This is a genomic window from Hydrogenophaga sp. UC242_50, assembly GCF_042697355.1.
Lineage (GTDB): Bacteria > Pseudomonadota > Gammaproteobacteria > Burkholderiales > Burkholderiaceae_C > Hydrogenophaga.
This window is the reverse complement of sequence record NZ_CP170553.1, coordinates 2,987,846-3,001,404: the sequence shown is the minus strand read 5'-3', so window position 1 is coordinate 3,001,404 and position 13,559 is coordinate 2,987,846. Positions and strand designations below refer to the sequence as shown.

20 protein-coding genes and 1 pseudogene are annotated in these 13,559 nt (G+C 70.3%); 1 reads left to right on the top strand and 20 read right to left on the bottom strand.

Going from position 1 to position 13,559, the window contains the following annotated elements; genetic code table 11:
• Nucleotides 1-2: 2 nt before the first annotated feature.
• From ACFJGX_RS15445 to flgB, 9 genes and pseudogenes are all read right to left on the bottom strand, one after another.
• The gene (locus tag ACFJGX_RS15445; RefSeq protein ID WP_382325332.1) at nucleotides 3-401 is read right to left on the bottom strand and encodes a rod-binding protein; all 399 of its coding nucleotides are present in this window, start codon (nucleotides 399-401) and stop codon (nucleotides 3-5) included.
• A gap of 12 nt (nucleotides 402-413) precedes the next feature.
• On the bottom strand, nucleotides 414-1,556 hold the full coding sequence (locus tag ACFJGX_RS15440; RefSeq protein ID WP_382326504.1) for a flagellar basal body P-ring protein FlgI: 1,143 nt from the start codon (nucleotides 1,554-1,556) through the stop codon (nucleotides 414-416).
• 10 nt (nucleotides 1,557-1,566) lie between these two features.
• On the bottom strand, nucleotides 1,567-2,229 hold the full coding sequence (gene flgH, locus ACFJGX_RS15435; protein WP_382325334.1) for a flagellar basal body L-ring protein FlgH: 663 nt from the start codon (nucleotides 2,227-2,229) through the stop codon (nucleotides 1,567-1,569).
• Nucleotides 2,229-3,017, bottom strand: coding sequence for a flagellar basal-body rod protein FlgG (flgG, locus tag ACFJGX_RS15430; protein WP_382325336.1), 789 nt, complete (start codon nucleotides 3,015-3,017; stop codon nucleotides 2,229-2,231). The genes flgH and flgG overlap by 1 nt, the downstream gene beginning before the upstream one ends.
• A gap of 41 nt (nucleotides 3,018-3,058) precedes the next feature.
• Nucleotides 3,059-3,788, bottom strand: a pseudogene (locus ACFJGX_RS15425) (flagellar basal body rod protein FlgF).
• Between the two features lie 10 nt (nucleotides 3,789-3,798).
• Entirely contained in the window at nucleotides 3,799-4,992 is a 1,194-nt protein-coding gene (locus ACFJGX_RS15420; protein WP_382157194.1) for a flagellar hook protein FlgE, read from the bottom strand.
• 17 nt (nucleotides 4,993-5,009) lie between these two features.
• Nucleotides 5,010-5,678 carry a flagellar hook capping FlgD N-terminal domain-containing protein gene (locus tag ACFJGX_RS15415; protein WP_382325340.1) on the bottom strand — a complete coding sequence of 223 codons (669 nt, stop codon included), beginning with the start codon at nucleotides 5,676-5,678 and terminating at the stop codon, nucleotides 5,010-5,012.
• Nucleotides 5,679-5,680: 2 nt separating this feature from the next.
• Nucleotides 5,681-6,100, bottom strand: coding sequence for a flagellar basal body rod protein FlgC (gene flgC / locus ACFJGX_RS15410; RefSeq protein WP_382325342.1), 420 nt, complete (start codon nucleotides 6,098-6,100; stop codon nucleotides 5,681-5,683).
• 2 nt (nucleotides 6,101-6,102) lie between these two features.
• A complete protein-coding gene (gene flgB / locus ACFJGX_RS15405) occupies nucleotides 6,103-6,465 on the bottom strand; it encodes a flagellar basal body rod protein FlgB (protein WP_382157188.1) in 363 nt (120 codons plus the stop codon).
• 16 nt (nucleotides 6,466-6,481) lie between these two features.
• On the opposite strand from flgB, the gene flgA reads away from it, so the two are divergent.
• Nucleotides 6,482-7,156, top strand: a complete 675-nt coding sequence (flgA, locus tag ACFJGX_RS15400) for a flagellar basal body P-ring formation chaperone FlgA (RefSeq protein WP_382325344.1) — start codon at nucleotides 6,482-6,484, stop codon at nucleotides 7,154-7,156.
• Between the two features lie 10 nt (nucleotides 7,157-7,166).
• Here the strand turns inward: flgA and ACFJGX_RS15395 are convergent, their stop codons facing one another.
• From ACFJGX_RS15395 to fliS, 11 genes are read right to left on the bottom strand one after another with little or no spacing between them, the layout of a single operon-like run.
• On the bottom strand, nucleotides 7,167-7,892 hold the full coding sequence (locus ACFJGX_RS15395) for a glycoside hydrolase family 73 protein (RefSeq protein WP_382326502.1): 726 nt from the start codon (nucleotides 7,890-7,892) through the stop codon (nucleotides 7,167-7,169).
• Nucleotides 7,879-8,304, bottom strand: a complete 426-nt coding sequence (gene flgN, locus ACFJGX_RS15390) for a flagellar export chaperone FlgN (protein ID WP_382157183.1) — start codon at nucleotides 8,302-8,304, stop codon at nucleotides 7,879-7,881. Before flgN ends, ACFJGX_RS15395 begins: the two co-directional genes overlap by 14 nt.
• The gene (flgM, locus tag ACFJGX_RS15385; RefSeq protein WP_382325348.1) at nucleotides 8,301-8,585 is read right to left on the bottom strand and encodes a flagellar biosynthesis anti-sigma factor FlgM; all 285 of its coding nucleotides are present in this window, start codon (nucleotides 8,583-8,585) and stop codon (nucleotides 8,301-8,303) included. Before flgM ends, flgN begins: the two co-directional genes overlap by 4 nt.
• Before the next feature lie 52 nt (nucleotides 8,586-8,637).
• Nucleotides 8,638-8,949 carry a hypothetical protein gene (locus ACFJGX_RS15380; RefSeq protein ID WP_382326500.1) on the bottom strand — a complete coding sequence of 104 codons (312 nt, stop codon included), beginning with the start codon at nucleotides 8,947-8,949 and terminating at the stop codon, nucleotides 8,638-8,640.
• An 11-nt stretch (nucleotides 8,950-8,960) separates the two neighbouring features.
• Complete coding sequence (locus ACFJGX_RS15375) at nucleotides 8,961-9,662, bottom strand: flagellar motor protein MotB (RefSeq protein ID WP_382326498.1); 702 nt, start codon at nucleotides 9,660-9,662, stop codon at nucleotides 8,961-8,963.
• Entirely contained in the window at nucleotides 9,649-10,569 is a 921-nt protein-coding gene (gene motA, locus ACFJGX_RS15370; protein ID WP_382325352.1) for a flagellar motor stator protein MotA, read from the bottom strand. The genes ACFJGX_RS15375 and motA overlap by 14 nt, the downstream gene beginning before the upstream one ends.
• A 21-nt stretch (nucleotides 10,570-10,590) precedes the next feature.
• Complete coding sequence (fliA, locus tag ACFJGX_RS15365) at nucleotides 10,591-11,304, bottom strand: RNA polymerase sigma factor FliA (protein ID WP_382163946.1); 714 nt, start codon at nucleotides 11,302-11,304, stop codon at nucleotides 10,591-10,593.
• An 8-nt stretch (nucleotides 11,305-11,312) separates the two neighbouring features.
• Nucleotides 11,313-11,765 (bottom strand): flagellar basal body protein, encoded by a 453-nt coding sequence (locus tag ACFJGX_RS15360; protein ID WP_382325354.1) that lies wholly within the window; start codon nucleotides 11,763-11,765, stop codon nucleotides 11,313-11,315.
• Nucleotides 11,766-11,800: 35 nt separating this feature from the next.
• The gene (locus ACFJGX_RS15355) at nucleotides 11,801-12,844 is read right to left on the bottom strand and encodes a flagellar hook-length control protein FliK (protein ID WP_382326496.1); all 1,044 of its coding nucleotides are present in this window, start codon (nucleotides 12,842-12,844) and stop codon (nucleotides 11,801-11,803) included.
• Nucleotides 12,841-13,152 carry a hypothetical protein gene (locus ACFJGX_RS15350; RefSeq protein WP_382325358.1) on the bottom strand — a complete coding sequence of 104 codons (312 nt, stop codon included), beginning with the start codon at nucleotides 13,150-13,152 and terminating at the stop codon, nucleotides 12,841-12,843. The genes ACFJGX_RS15355 and ACFJGX_RS15350 overlap by 4 nt, the downstream gene beginning before the upstream one ends.
• Nucleotides 13,145-13,531 (bottom strand): flagellar export chaperone FliS, encoded by a 387-nt coding sequence (gene fliS, locus ACFJGX_RS15345; protein ID WP_382157173.1) that lies wholly within the window; start codon nucleotides 13,529-13,531, stop codon nucleotides 13,145-13,147. Before fliS ends, ACFJGX_RS15350 begins: the two co-directional genes overlap by 8 nt.
• Between the last annotated feature and the right edge of the window lie 28 nt (nucleotides 13,532-13,559).

Sequence of the window (13,559 nt, the reverse complement as noted above, 5' to 3'; positions counted from 1 at the left end):
GGTCAGGGCTCCGGCGGTGTGGCGGCCCCGCGCACGGTCGGGGCCTTCTCGTGGATAGCGACCGAAGCGGGCGGCGCCTTAAGCGCGGCCTGCATCGGCGCCACGGCGGGCGCGGGCAGCAGCTGGCGCAGGATCACGTCGGCGATGCCGAAGGCGCGCTGGCGGGCCATGGTGTCGGCCACCACGTTGTCGGCCAGGTCCAGCATGTCCTGGTTGATCTTGTTGTTGAACGGGCTGTCTTCGCTCGCCAGGGCCTGCGTGGAGCGGCGCATGGCCTTGAGGTTCTGCGCGATGAAGAAGGCCTCGAATTTTTCCGCGGCATCGACCGCCTTGGCGCGCAGCACCGGGTCGATGTCGGCCGGCTGCCCGGCGCCGGGGGCCGAAGGTCCAATGGCTTGCATGGTGGGCTCGCCTCAGATGACGACGAGTTCGCCGTCGATGGCACCGGCCTGGTCCAGCGCCTGCAGGATGGCCATGATGTCGTCGGGCGAAGCGCCGGTGCTGTTGATGGTGTCGATGATGCCTTTGAGGCTGGTGCCCGGCGGCCAGCTGAACATGCGGCCGCTGCCCTGCTCCACCGCCACGCTCGATTGCGGCACCACCTTGGTCTCGCCACGGCCGAAAGGCGCGGGCTGGCTCACCAGGGGTTGTTCGCCGATCACCACCTTGAGCGAGCCGTGCGACACCGCCGCCGGCCGCACGCGCACGCCGTCGGCGATCACCACGGTGCCGGTGCGCGAGTTGAAGACCACCTTGGGCGTTTCCGTGCCCACGGCCACCGGCAGCGCCTGCAGCATCGCCACGAAGGCCACGCGCTGGGTCGGGTTCGCGGGGGCGACCACGTCCACGCTGGTGGCGTTGCGCGTGGTGGCGAGCGTGCCGAACTTGCGGTTGATGGCCTCGACGATGTTGGTGGCGGTCTGGAAGTGCGGGCGCTTGAGGCTCAGCGTGACGGTCTCTCGGGTGTCGAAGTCGCTTTCGATCTCGCGCTCCACCGTGGCGCCGTTGGGCACGCGGCCGGCGGTGGGCGTGTTCACGGTGACGCTGGACCCGCTGGCGCCCTGCGCCGAGAGGCCGCCCACCACCACATTGCCCTGGGCCAGCGCGTAGACCTCGCCATCCGCACCGCGCAGGGGCGAGAACAGCAGCACGCCGCCGCGCAGGCTCTTGGCATCGCCCATCGAGGACACGGTCACGTCGATGCTCTGGCCCTTGCGGTAACCCGGCGGGAACACCGCGCTGACCATCACGGTCGCCACGTTGCGCGCCTTGGTGTTGCTGCGTTCGGGCAGCTTGACGCCGAACTGCTTGAGCATGTTCTCCACCGTCTGGCCCGAGAAGCGGATCTGGCTGCTGTCGCCCGACCCCTGCAGGCCTACCACCAGGCCGTAGCCGATCAGCTGGTTCTCGCGCATGCCTTCGACGTCGACCAGGCTGTGCAGCGGCCGGGCCGGCGCGCCCGGCGCCTGCGCCTGCGCCGGCAGCGCGAGGGCCAGCAGGGCGGCGCCCAGGGCCAGGGCGGCGCAGCAGCGCGCGCGGATCGGGGCAAGGTTCATGGCAGGCATCTCAGAAAGGCATCCAGGGGCTGGTGAAGAAGCGGGTGAGCCAGCCCGGGCTGTTGGCATCGGCCAGCGTGCCGGTGCCGGAATAGGCGATGCGCGCGTTCGCGATGCGCTGGGACGACACGCGGTTGGTAGCGTCGATGTCCTCGGCGCGCACGAAGCCGCTGAGACGGATGAACTCCTCGCCCTGGTTGAGCCACAGGCTCTTCTCGCCCGAGACGCGCAGCAGGCCGTTGGCCATCACCTCGTGCACCACCACGGTGATCGCGCCTTCCAGCGCGTTCTGCTGCGTGCTGCTGGAGCCGCCGGAGAACTCGCGGTCGGCCGAGAGGCCCACGCTGGTGTCGAGCACCTTGCCGGCGATGGTCAGGGGCTGCACGCTCGCGCTGCTGCGCTTGTCCAGACTGGTGCCCGAGCGCTTGCTGGCCTGCGTGGTCTCGGCCAGGATCACCGTGAGCACGTCGCCGGAGCGGAAGGCGCGGCTGTCGTTGGTCAGCACCCAGGCGGACTGGGGGTTGAACAAGCCACCCGACTGGCCCTTGCGCGCCATGGGCTGCACCGGGGGCATGGGCGCGTCGGCCAGCGGCGGCGCCACCGGCGGCACGATGGCCGCGCAGCCACCGAGCCCGGTGGCCGCCGCCAGGGTGAGGACGGCCAGCGCGCGCATCAGCGCACCGCCTGGGCCAGGTTCTGCAGCATGCCGTCGGCGGCGGACAGCACCTTGGTGTTCATCTCGTAGGTGCGCTGGGCCGAGATCATTTCCACCATTTCCTCGACCACCTGCACGTTGGAGCCTTCCAGCGCGCCCTGCTTGAGCTTGCCGAAGGCCTCTTCGCCGGGCACGCCTTCGGTGGGCACGCCGCTGGCGGTGGTTTCCTGGAACAGGTTGTCGCCCAGCGCCACCAGGCCGGCCGGGTTCACGAAGCCCGCGAGCGTGATCTGGCCCAGTTCGGTGAGTTCGGTCTCGCCCGCGATCTTGGCGCTGACCACGCCGTTTTCGCCGATGACGATGGACTGCGCGTTGGCCGGGATGGTGATGTCCGGCACGATGGGGTAGCCCTGCGCGGTCACGAGCCGGCCTTCGGGGCTGGGCTGCAATTGGCCGGCGCGCGTGTAGGCGGTGTCGCCGTTCGCCAGCTCCACCTGCAGGAAACCCTGGCCGACGATGGCGACGTCCAGCTGCTGGCCGGTGGTCTGCAGGCTGCCGGTGGTGAAGACCTTCTGCGTGCCGACCACGCGCGTGCCATTGCCCAGCTGCACGCCGGTGGGCGCGTTGGTGTTCTCGTCGCGCGCGGCGCCGGGCTGGCGCTCCACCTGGTAGAACAGGTCTTCGAACATCACGCGGTCGCGCTTGAAGCCCACGGTGTTGACGTTGGCGAGGTTGTTGGCGATGGCCTGCAGCTTGGCGTCCTGCGCCTGCACGCCGGTCTTGCTGACCCACATGGCGGGATTCATGGTGTGTTTCCTGGTTGGTTGAACGGGGGGGCGCGGCAGGCTCAGCCGCGCAGCAGGCGGTTGCCCGCCTCGGACAGGCGTTCGGCCGAGCCGAACAGCTTCATCTGCACCTCGAAATCGCGGCTCAGCGTCATGGTGCGCCACCATCTCCTCGACGGCGGACACGTTGCTGCCCTCCAGGTGGCCCGAGCGCATGGTCACGGTGTCATCGGCCGGCAATGGCTGGCCGTCGCGCGCCACGATCAGGCCGGCTTCGTTCTTCGTGACCTCGCCGCCCAGCGGCCGCACGGTCTTGATGCGGTCCACCGGCTGCAAGTCCTCCTGGCCCGGCGGCTGGATCGAGACCGTGCCGTCGCCCGCGATGTCCACGCGCGTGAAGGCCGGCAACACGATAGGGCCGCCATCGCCGACGACGGGGCGCCCGTTCACCGTCAGCGTGCCGTCGGCATCCACGGTGAACTGGCCCGAACGGGTGTAGGCCTCCTGCGCGCCACGGTGCTGCACCGCGAAGTAGCCCTCGCCCGTGACGGCCACGTCCAGCTCGCGGCCGGTGGACTTGAGCACACCGTGGCGCGCGCTCACGCCGTCGGCGTTGAGCTGGCTCATGTGGCGGTCGTCGTAGCCGTAGCCGGGGGTCGCGAGCGCGGTGCTGAAGGCCACGTCGGCCCGGAAGCCGGGCGTGTCCGCGTTGGCCAGGTTGTTGGCGCGCACCTGCTGCTCGCGCAGCGTGCGCTCCGCGCCGCTCATGGCCGTGTAGATCAGGGCATCCATGGCAAGGGGCTCAGACGGCCTGCATCAGGGCCTGGGTCATGGCCTGCTGGGTGGAGAACACCTTGGTGTTGGCCTGGTAGTTGCGCTGCGCGGTCATCAGGCCCACCAGCTCACCGGTCATGTCGACGTTGGACTGCTCCAGCGAGCCGGGGCTGATGGTGCCGGCCTGGCCCGCGCCGGGCACGTCGTACAGCGGCTCGCCGCTGGCGTTGGAGACGGCCCAGCTGGTGTCGCTCACCGGCACCAGGCCGTCTTCGTTGGGGAAGTTGGCCAGGGCGATGGTGCCCACGCGCTGCTTCAGGCCGTTGCTGTACTGGGCCAGCACCGAGCCGTCCTTGTCCAGCGCCACGCCCACGAAGGAGCCCGAGGCGTAGCCGTTGCTGGCGTTGACGGTGGTGGTGGCCTGGCCCGCGAACTGCGTCGTGCCGTTGTAGTTCACGGCCAGCGCGATCGGCGCCACCGTGGCCGGCACCGGCAGGTTCTTGGTCACCGGCGTGGCCGGGGTCAGCAGCTGGCCGGCGGTGCTGAACTGCAGCACGGTCTGCGAGCCCGCGGGCAAGGCCGCGCCGTTGAAGGTGTAGTGCACCGTGACTTCGTTCGGGTTGGTCTTCACGAAGTACTGCGTCACCGTGTGCTTGGTGCCTTGCGAGTCGTAGACCACCGAGACCATGGAACCGTTGTACGACTGCGGGTCGGTCGGCGAGAACGGCGCCACGGCCGGGTTGGGCCAGTCGGCCGAGAGGTTGCCCACGTAGTCGAGCGTGCTGCTGGCCTGCGCCGGCAGCTGCCCCTTTTCGATCTGCATGTCGCCCAGGGCGCCGAGCGCGGTGCTGCCGGGCACGGCGGCATAGCCCTGCACGCGGCGGCCGAAGCTGTCGGTGACGTAGCCGTCCTTGTCGGCGCCGAAGATGCCCACGCGGGTGAACAGGGTCTCGCCGTTGGTGTCCTTGGTGACGAAGAAGCCCTTGCCCTGGATCGCGGCGTCCATGCTGCGGCCGGTGTTGAGCGCGCCGCCGCTGGTGCCTATGGTCTGCGACATGGAGCCGACCTCCACACCGATGGCCTGGCCATCGGCGTACATCGAGGCGAAGTTGGCGCGGCTGGACTTGAAGCCGTAGGTGCCGGCGTTGGCGATGTTGTTGCTGATCGCTTCCAGCTGGGTGTTGATGGCGTTGACGCCGCCGAGGGCAATGTTGAAGCTCATGGAAGGAGGTCCTTAAATCAACTGTTGGAGGTCTTCGGGCGGCCGAAAAAGCCGGTGATGGCATGGGAAGGCACGTCCCCCAGGTGCGCCACCTGAAGCAGCACACCGCCGGTGGGCGAGAGCTTCACGCTGGTGAGTTCGCTCTGGATCTCCACATCGGGGGACACGCCTTCGCCGCCATCGATGGCGATGTCGTAGCTGCCACCCGGCAGGCCCAGCGCCTGGGGGTCCACTGAAAAATACACGGTGCCGGCGCTCTGGGCACCCAGCTCTACGCGGTGTTTCTGACCATCTGGCGCCGTGAGCACCACCGCCAGGTTGGAATTCGCGGCGTCGAGCTCGAAACTGCCCGAGACCTTCTCGGTGCCGAGGATCACCGACTCGGTGACCACGGACACCTGGCTGCCCACCTGGGCGCCGAGCGAGAGCACCTGCAGGCTCTCCAGCATGGAGGCGCTGTTGCGCGTCTGCGCCACCACGTTCTGCATGGCTTCGGTCTGGCTGAGCTGCGTGAGCTGGTTGACGAACTCGGCCGGGTCGCTGGGCTCCAGCGGGTTCTGGTTGCGCACCTGCGCCACCAGCAGCTTGAGGAACATGTCCTTGGTGCCGGCGTCCGCGTTCGCGGCCACCGGCGCTTCGGCGGCGGTCTGCGCCGACTTCTGGGTCAGATCGGTGATGGCTTCCATAGTCAGGACTCTCCCAGCCGCAGCACGGCCATCTGCATCTGGCGGGTGCGGGTCAGCACCTCGACGCTGGTTTCAAAGGCGCGCGAGGCCGACATCATGTCGGTCATCTCGGCCACGGGGTTCACGTTGGGCAGGTAGATGTCGCCGGCCTCGTTGGCCAGCGGGTGGTCGGGCTGGTGCATGCGGCGCAGCGGCTCGTCGCTCTGGATCACGTCGAGCACCTGCACGCTGGCGCCGGGCGTGGCGCCGTTGCCGCCGTTGTCGTAAATCGTGGCGAAGACCGGCTTGCGCGCGCGGTAGGTGTCGCCCTCCACGCCCGAGGCGGCCTCGGCGTTGGCGAGGTTGCTGGCGATGGTGTTGAGGCGCACAGTCTGGGCCGACATGGCCGAGCCCGCGATGCGGCTGATGCTTTCGAACGACATGTTTACTGCCCCGCGATGGCCTGCGCCAGGCCCTTGAATTTCATCTGGACGAAGGTCAGGCTGGTCTGGAAACCGACCGCGTTCTGCGCGAAAGCCGCCTGCTCGACGCCCAATTCCACGGTGTTACCATCCGCCGAAGGGTGGTGCGGCACGCGGTACATCAGCTCGCCGCCATCGCCCGTTTCAAGCCCCTCCCCGCCTTCGCTCATCACCCGTTCCAGGCTGGCGGCGAAGTCGATGTCGCGGGCCTGGTAGCCCGGGGTGTTCACGTTGGCGAGGTTGGAGGCCAGCACCTTGGTCCGCTCCGCCCGCAACTGCAGTGCGTCGGCATGCACCGCGATCACTTGCCCGATATCGATACCCATGCGCAGTCCTTTCTGTTTGAAGTTGCTTGTCTGGTTCGGCGCCCTGCCCGCGCTCGCGGTGGCGGCGCCCGTGCTGCCGCAGGTCGAGCAGGCGGTGCGCGCGCACTGGCTTGCCCACGCCGAAGACCTGGGCTGGAAAGCCCCTGAAGTGAGCGTGAAGCTGGGCAGCCGCGCGCCCGCGAATCTGCAGTGCGCCAGCCCGGTCGCGGTGGACCTGGGCGACGCCCGCCACCCGACCCGCATGCCGCTCAAGGTGAGCTGCCCGGACACACCGGGCTGGACGCACGAGTTCGTGGCGCGCGTGGCGCTCGAGGCCGAGGTGCTGGTCAGCGCCGGGGCGATCGCCGCCGGCAAGGCACTCACCGCCGCGGACGTGCGGCCCGAGCGGCGCGATGTGACGCAGATGGCCGATGCCCTGGGCATCGTCGAGAACGCGGTGGGGCAGTCGAGCCGGCGCGCGCTGCGCGAAGGCCAGGTGCTGCAGGCGCGCCTGCTGAACAAGGCCGTGCTGGTCAAGCGCGGGGCGGCCGTGCGCATCGTCGCGCGCCAGGGCGGCGTGTCGGTGGAGAACGCGGGCGAGAGCCTGCAGGCCGGCTCGCTCGGCGAGCTGGTGCGGGTGCGCAACACCGCGTCGGGCAAGACGCTGAGCGCGCGCGTCGTCGACGAGGGCGTGGTCGAACCCGCCGAATAGCGCTGGCGCCTCATCGGTTGGCTCCCTGGATCTGACGGGCCACCTGCTCCAGCTTGCCGGCGTAGGCCGGGTCGGTGGCATAGCCGCCCGCCGCCAGGCCCTGGGCGAAGGCCCGCGCGTCCTGGCCCGCGTTGACCGCGCCCCGGTAGCGCGGGTTGTCGCGCAGCAGGCGCGTGTAGTCCTGGAAGGCCTCGCCCGGATCGGCGTAGGCGCGGAAGCGCTCGGTGGTCTTGTGGGCCTCGCCCTCGCTGAACTCGGTGGTGAGCGCGTCGGTGGTGCCGCCCTTCCAGCCGCCCGTGGCCTTGAGGCCGAACAGGTTGTGCGTGTCGCTGCCGTCGGCCGCGCGCAGCGGTTGCCGGCCCCAGCCCGATTCGAGCGCCGCGTGGGCCGCGACCAGTTCGGGCGCCACGCCCAGCGCACGGCCAGCGCTTTCGGCCCAGGGCGCGATGCGGTTGAGAAAGGCGGCGCGTTCGGCCTCGGGCACCCCCTCGCCCGAAGCAGGGCGGACGCCCGGCGCCTCGACGGTGGCCATCCGCAGGCGCAGCGACGCGGCCTCGGGCGTGAGCCCGCCCGGCAGGCTGGCGCCCGAGCCCTGGGCGATGAAGCGGCGCACCTCGCCGTCCACCGAGCGCATGAGCGCGCTGAAGCCACCCGCGCCCGCGCGCGGCAGCGGCGCCATGCCGTCCATCGCCATGGCGGGCGACACCGCCGCGAAGCGCGCGTCAGGCAGGCGCATAGGTGTGCACCTCGTCGTTGAGCACGCGCTGCATGATCTCGTACTGGCCCATCAGCAGGTCGCAGTTGCGCGCGTTGAGGCGCTGGCACTCGGTCACCATCGCCTGCAGGTCGGTGTACCACTGCTTCACGGTGGCGCGCACGCCGTGCGGCAAGGCCTGCTGCACCATCTCGTAGGCCGCGTGGCCGTCGGCGCCGCTGATGCGCCGCGCCAGCGCGAGCCGTTCGTGGCCGCGTTGGGTGATGCGCTCGGTCAGTGCCGAAATGGATTCGCAGACGGCCGCCACGCGCACGGGGTCGTGGCGCAGCGCGGCGTCGAACTGCGCCTGCAGCAGGTCGCGCATGGCCTGGAAGTCGGTCTGGTCGTCGCGCACCAGCTCCAGGAAGGCCACGCACTCGCGCCGCACGCTCACGGCCGGCTCCCGTGGTAGCGCGTGATGAGGCTGGCGAGCTTGCCGGCGTCGAAGCGGATCTCGCCGCGCGCCAGGGCTTCGCGGATCTCGGCGACGCGGGCCGTGTCCACGTCCGACATGCCGCGCAGCGCGTCCATGGCGGGCTGCATGACGCCCGAGGCCAGCGCGGCCGGCGCGGTGCGCACCGAGGGCGCGCCGGCGCTGGCCGCCTCGGTGCGGGGCGCGTCGGCGGCGCGCGCCGCGGCGGCAGGCTCGGTGCCGGGGTTGCCGGAAATTCTCATGCGATCTCCTCGCGTTCGTCGGGTTTGCATTCGCCTGCGGCCTGAAGGGCGTTCATGGGGTGACGGGGGGGTGGTTGGCGCCGCGGTCCATCACCTGCTGCAGGCCGGGGATGCCCTGGCTGGCCTTGAGCAGGGACGCGCGCAGCGCCGCGAGCACGTCCAGGCTGGGCATCTCGGTCTGCACGCCGGGCACCAGTGGGTGCTGGTCCGTGGGCGCGCCGAACATGGCGGCGATGGCCCCGCTCTGGCCTTCGGTGAGCACGAGCAATTCGATGCGCCGGTTCACGCTGGCGTGAGCGTCCCCGGTTTCGAAGGGCGCGCGATCGGCCATGCCGACCACCTGCAACACGTTGCGCGCGGGCATGCCGCCATCCATCAGGTGCGCGCGCGCGCGGCGGCGGCGCGGTCGCTCGAGAGCGTCCAGTTCGATGCGGTGTGCGGGCCCGCGCCGGCATAGGGCCTGGCATCGGTGTGGCCGACGATGAGCATGCTGTTTTCGATCTTCGCGAACAGCGGGCCCATGCGCCGCAGCATGTCCTTGAATTTCGCGCCGGGCGTCGCGCTGCCGAGCTGGAACATGCCTTCGCGGTCGGTGTCGTGCAGCATGATGCGCAGCCCGTAGGGCGTGACGATGGTCTGCAGGTTGGCCTGCAGGCCCGCTTGCTCGCTCATCAGCTTGAGCAGCTCGGCCAGGTCCTGCAGCTGCGCGGGCGTTTCGTAGCGCACGCGCTGGCCCGGTTCGCGCGGCTGCACCTCGCCCACCTGCTCGCCCGCCATCGGGCCACCGCCCGACCCCCTGGCCGGCATGGGAAAACGCTCGATCAGGCTGCCGCGCGGCCCACCCACGGTTTCGACGCGGGGGCCGCGACCTTCGTTGACCACGTGCCCGCCGCTGGCGGTCATCAGGCCGCTGAGCTCTTCCTTGTCGCGCGCGGCGAGCACCCACAGCACCATGAACAGGCACATGAGCGCGAGCACGAAATCGGCGAAGGCCACCTTCCAGGCCCCGCCGTGCGCCTCTTCGTCGTGGCGCCGCGAGGCGCGCTTGACGATGGTGGCGTGGTCAAGCTTGGACACGGCGATCCCCCGCGCGTCGATTGAACTCTTGCTTGGGCTCCTCTTCGCGGCCCTCCAGCGCGTTGATCCAGGACTCCAGCTTGGAGAAGCTGGGCTTGATGTTGAGCTGCACCAGGCGGCGCCCGGCGTCGATCGCCAGCAGCGCGACCTTGCCCGACACATGGGTGACCAGCACCACCTTGACGGCTTCCATGTGCGACATCTCCTCCTTCACCAGCTGCTTCATCATGTTGCTGATGGGGTCGAGCACGGCGTAGCACAGGAAGATGCCGATGAAGGTGCCGACCATGGCCGCGGCCACCTTGGCCGCGATCTCGCCCGCGCCGGCACCGGCGCCCACCGAGTTCATCGCCATCACGATGCCCAGCACGGCGGCCAGGATGCCGAAGCCGGGCATGGCCTCGGCGATCTTGTGCAGCGACTTCGCCGGCTGGTTCAGTTCCTCGTGGATGGTCTCGAGCTCCTGCTCCAGCACGCCCTCCAGCTCGTGGGCGTTGATCTTGCCGATGGCCATCAGGCGGAAGTTGTCGACGATGAAGTGCAGCAGCTTGGGTTCGTCGAGCACCAGCGGGTACTTCATGAAGATCGCGCTCTTGTGCGGCTCTTCCACGTGGGCGTCCAGGGCCTTGATGCCGCCGGCGGCCGTCTGCAGCAGCTCGTACATCAGCAGCAGCAGCTGGCGCTGGAACTCCTCGCCCTGCTTGCGCGAGCCGACCAGCTTGCGCAGCTGGATGCCCATCTCGCTGAGCACGTGCCGTGGGTTGCCGACGATGATGGCGCCCAGGCCGGCGCCGCCGATGATCAGCAGTTCCACCGGTTCCCAGACCACCGCGAGGTCTCCGCCGCCCAGCAGGAAGCCGCCGAAGACGGTGAGGAGGATGACAAGGGCGCCGACGAAGAGTTGCATGGCTGGGCTTTGAAAAATCGGTCAGTCGGTCTGCAGGACGGTTTTCATCTTCTGCAGGGCGGCCTTGTTGATCTGGCAGATGCGGGCTTCGGTCAAGCCCAGCACCGCCGCGATCTCCTTGAGGCTCAGTTCGTATTCGTAGTAGAGCTGAATGACGCGCTGTTCACGCTCGCTCAACGTGCCCAAAGCCTGCTGTAGGCTTCGTTTGAGCACCAGTTCGGCTTCTGGCGAGCGCTGGGCGGACGCCTCGTTGGACAGCGCGTCGAACATGTCGTCGAAGCTGGCCAGGGTCTCGGCGTTGCTGTCCTGCTGGTAGGCCAGGTAGGCCTCGGGGCTGATGTCCAGCCCGGCCAGCACCTCGGCCTCGGTGGGTTCGCGCCCCATGCGCTTCGTGAGTTCGCGCACCTCGGTCTTGAGGCGAAAGCTCTCCTGGCGCACCGAGCGCGGCCGCCAGTCCTGGCGGCGCAGCTCGTCCAGGATGGCGCCGCGCACCCGCAGGCTGGCGAAGGCGGGGAAACGGTCGTCGGGCTCGCCGTAGCGGCGCAGGGCCTCGAGCAGGCCCATGAGGCCGATCTGCATCATGTCGTCGCGGTCCATGGTGCCACCGACCTGCGAGCTGAGCTGGCGCACGGTGCGCCGCACCAGCGGCGTGAACGCCAGCAGGTGCTTCTGCTCGTCCGCCGCGCCGAGCTCGGCCGCGGCCACGCTGGCCATTTCGGTGTAACCGCCGTACATGCCGTCGCTCACTCGATGATGAGCTTGCCGATCATCACTTCACCGAAAGGCATGGTCCGCGCCTCGGCCTTGAAGCTCTCCACATAGGCCTTCTGCACATGGTCGGAGAGCGCGGGGATGGTGAGCATGCCGGCCTGTTCGAGCGTGAACTCGGAGAGCGAGCGGACCGCGATCGAGCGCAGCTTGGGCAGTTGCTGCTTGGTCTGCGCCTCGTCGGCCACGGGGGTCTTGAACACCAGGTCCACCGCGAGGTAGTTGGTCAGCGGGCCGCCTTCGCGCCCGCGCAGCATCACGATGACCTTGTCCAGCGTGACGTAGCGGTACTCGCGCTTGTCGGGCGCCGGAGCGCCGGCCACGGCCGGCTTGGCCGGGCGCAGCAGCCAGTAGGCCGCCGCGCCGCCGCCCGCGGCGGTGAGCAGCGCGACGCCGACGACGAGGGAGATCAGTTGGACTTTTTTCATGCGGGCAGGCTCGGTGGCGGTCGGTCGGTGGCGCTTCAGGCCAGGGTGAAGGCGCGCCGGTCGGCCTTCGATTCACTCAGCAGGCCCTGGCCGGGCCGGTCTTCCTGCTGCGGTGGGTGTTGGCGTTCGCGGTGCGGGGAGCGGCCGTCGGCGAGCGCGCGGTCTTCGAACACCTGCACCGTGACGGGGCTGCCCTGCTTGTGCGTGAGTTCCTGCCGCAGGCCTTCGCCCATGGCCTGCAGCTGGCGCACCACGTCGTGGTGGGACGCGCTGAGCTGCACCTGCAGCTGGCCGGCCTCCTGGCGCAGCACGATTTCGATGCGGCCCAGGGCCGGCGGCTCCAGCCGGATGCGCGCCTGCTCGATGCCTTGCGAGGCCTGCACCTGCAGCCGATCGCCCAGCGCCTGCGCGAGCGGGCGCTGCCACAGGTCGGGCTCGGCGGCGGACAGGCGCACGCTGTCGCCTTCGAGCACGAAGGCGTTGCCCGTGGCCGGCGCGGTCGCGGCGGCGGGGCCGGCCTGCACCGGCGGCAGTTCGAAGCGCGGCGCGCGCGCGCCGGCATCGGCCGTGGTGCTGCCCTGCCCGGCCGGTGCGGCCGCCGGCAACGGCGCCGAGGCATCGGACACGGCGGGGTCGGCGGGCACGGGCACCGCCGCAAGGGACGTCGGGGGTGCCGGGCTGGTATGGAACAGGGCCACGGGCGCGGCGCCCGGCGGCGGCGCGGCGGGCGCGGCCTGCGAGGAGCGCAGCGCCAGCTGCAGCGCGCGCTCCACACCCACCGTCCACTGCACCGTCGCCAGGGCGGCGGACAGCATCGCCTCCGTGGGTTCGGCCGGGCCGTCGTCGCGCGCCTGTTCACCGTCGTCATCGGCCGCCGGCTCTTCATCGAGCAGGCCGATCTCGGTGGGGAGCGTGGGGTCGGCGGCGTCGATGGGTTCCGCGCCTTCGCCCACGGCCAACAGGTCGGCGAAATCGCCCGGCGGCGCGGCCTGTCCATCGGCCGGCGGCGCGATCGGCGCGGCACCGATCGGTGCGGACGCGGCGGGGGCGAGGTCGAGGACGGGGGATGCGGCGTTCATGGCAAGACCTCCTGCAGGTCGGTGCTCAGGGCGTAGGCGGTCCAGCCGGTGCGCTGGTCGCACAGCGCCTGAAGGCGCTCGTGGGCCTGGGCATGGGCCTGCGCGCAGGCGGTGCGCGCGGCCTCGTGCGCCTGGCGCAGCGCGTGGTGCGCGGCCTGCTCCGGCGCGCTCAGGGCCGCCACGGCGGGCAGGCGGGCGAGCAGCGCGGCGAGCTGTTGATCGGTGCGGGCCAGCGCGGCCCAGTCGGCGGCCTGCGTCTCGTGGCGCAGGCGCGCCGCCAGGTCCAGGAACGCTTGGCGCTTATCCATGGTGGGCCTGCATGCCTTCCCAGCCTTCCTGCAGCGTGCGCAGCAGCCGGCCCACTTCGTCGACCATGCCCACGTCGAGCCGCACCCCGGCCTCGTGCAGGCGGCGGGCGCAGTAGTCGTAGACCTCCGCGACCTGCGCGACCACCTCGCCACCGGCGTCCGTGTCCAGCGAGCTGGACAGGCCATTGAGCATGCCGACGCATTTGTCGAGGCTGCGCGCCTTGGCCTCGAAGCGGCTGCCTTCGATGTGCGCGCGCGCGCGCGCCAGCTCGTCCTGCAGGCCGTTCATCAGGATGAGCACCAGCTGCACGGACGAGGCCTGTGCGGTCTGGGCGCCCAGGTCGACCTGGGCGTAGCTCTCGTATGCGTCGTATGTCAAGGAAGTCCTCGTCGGGGGTGATGACGGG

Excerpts from the sequence above, each read along its gene's own strand:
- ACFJGX_RS15415 (WP_382325340.1), bottom strand. The coding sequence starts at position 5,678 with ATGGAAGCCATCACCGATCTGACCCAGAAGTCGGCGCAGACCGCCGCC.
- fliA (WP_382163946.1), bottom strand. The coding sequence starts at position 11,304 with ATGTACGGCGGTTACACCGAAATGGCCAGCGTGGCCGCGGCCGAGCTC.
- ACFJGX_RS15445 (WP_382325332.1), bottom strand. The coding sequence starts at position 401 with ATGCAAGCCATTGGACCTTCGGCCCCCGGCGCCGGGCAGCCGGCCGAC.
- ACFJGX_RS15350 (WP_382325358.1), bottom strand. The coding sequence starts at position 13,152 with ATGGATAAGCGCCAAGCGTTCCTGGACCTGGCGGCGCGCCTGCGCCAC.
- flgB (WP_382157188.1), bottom strand. The coding sequence starts at position 6,465 with ATGGGTATCGATATCGGGCAAGTGATCGCGGTGCATGCCGACGCACTG.
- motA (WP_382325352.1), bottom strand. The coding sequence starts at position 10,569 with ATGCAACTCTTCGTCGGCGCCCTTGTCATCCTCCTCACCGTCTTCGGC.
- ACFJGX_RS15355 (WP_382326496.1), bottom strand. The coding sequence starts at position 12,844 with ATGAACGCCGCATCCCCCGTCCTCGACCTCGCCCCCGCCGCGTCCGCA.
- flgH (WP_382325334.1), bottom strand. The coding sequence starts at position 2,229 with ATGCGCGCGCTGGCCGTCCTCACCCTGGCGGCGGCCACCGGGCTCGGT.
- ACFJGX_RS15360 (WP_382325354.1), bottom strand. The coding sequence starts at position 11,765 with ATGAAAAAAGTCCAACTGATCTCCCTCGTCGTCGGCGTCGCGCTGCTC.
- flgC (WP_382325342.1), bottom strand. The coding sequence starts at position 6,100 with ATGTCGTTCGAAAGCATCAGCCGCATCGCGGGCTCGGCCATGTCGGCC.
- ACFJGX_RS15380 (WP_382326500.1), bottom strand. The coding sequence starts at position 8,949 with ATGCCCGCGCGCAACGTGTTGCAGGTGGTCGGCATGGCCGATCGCGCG.
- ACFJGX_RS15440 (WP_382326504.1), bottom strand. The coding sequence starts at position 1,556 with ATGAACCTTGCCCCGATCCGCGCGCGCTGCTGCGCCGCCCTGGCCCTG.
- ACFJGX_RS15395 (WP_382326502.1), bottom strand. The coding sequence starts at position 7,892 with ATGCGCCTGCCTGACGCGCGCTTCGCGGCGGTGTCGCCCGCCATGGCG.
- flgM (WP_382325348.1), bottom strand. The coding sequence starts at position 8,585 with ATGAGAATTTCCGGCAACCCCGGCACCGAGCCTGCCGCCGCGGCGCGC.
- ACFJGX_RS15420 (WP_382157194.1), bottom strand. The coding sequence starts at position 4,992 with ATGAGCTTCAACATTGCCCTCGGCGGCGTCAACGCCATCAACACCCAG.
- flgG (WP_382325336.1), bottom strand. The coding sequence starts at position 3,017 with ATGAATCCCGCCATGTGGGTCAGCAAGACCGGCGTGCAGGCGCAGGAC.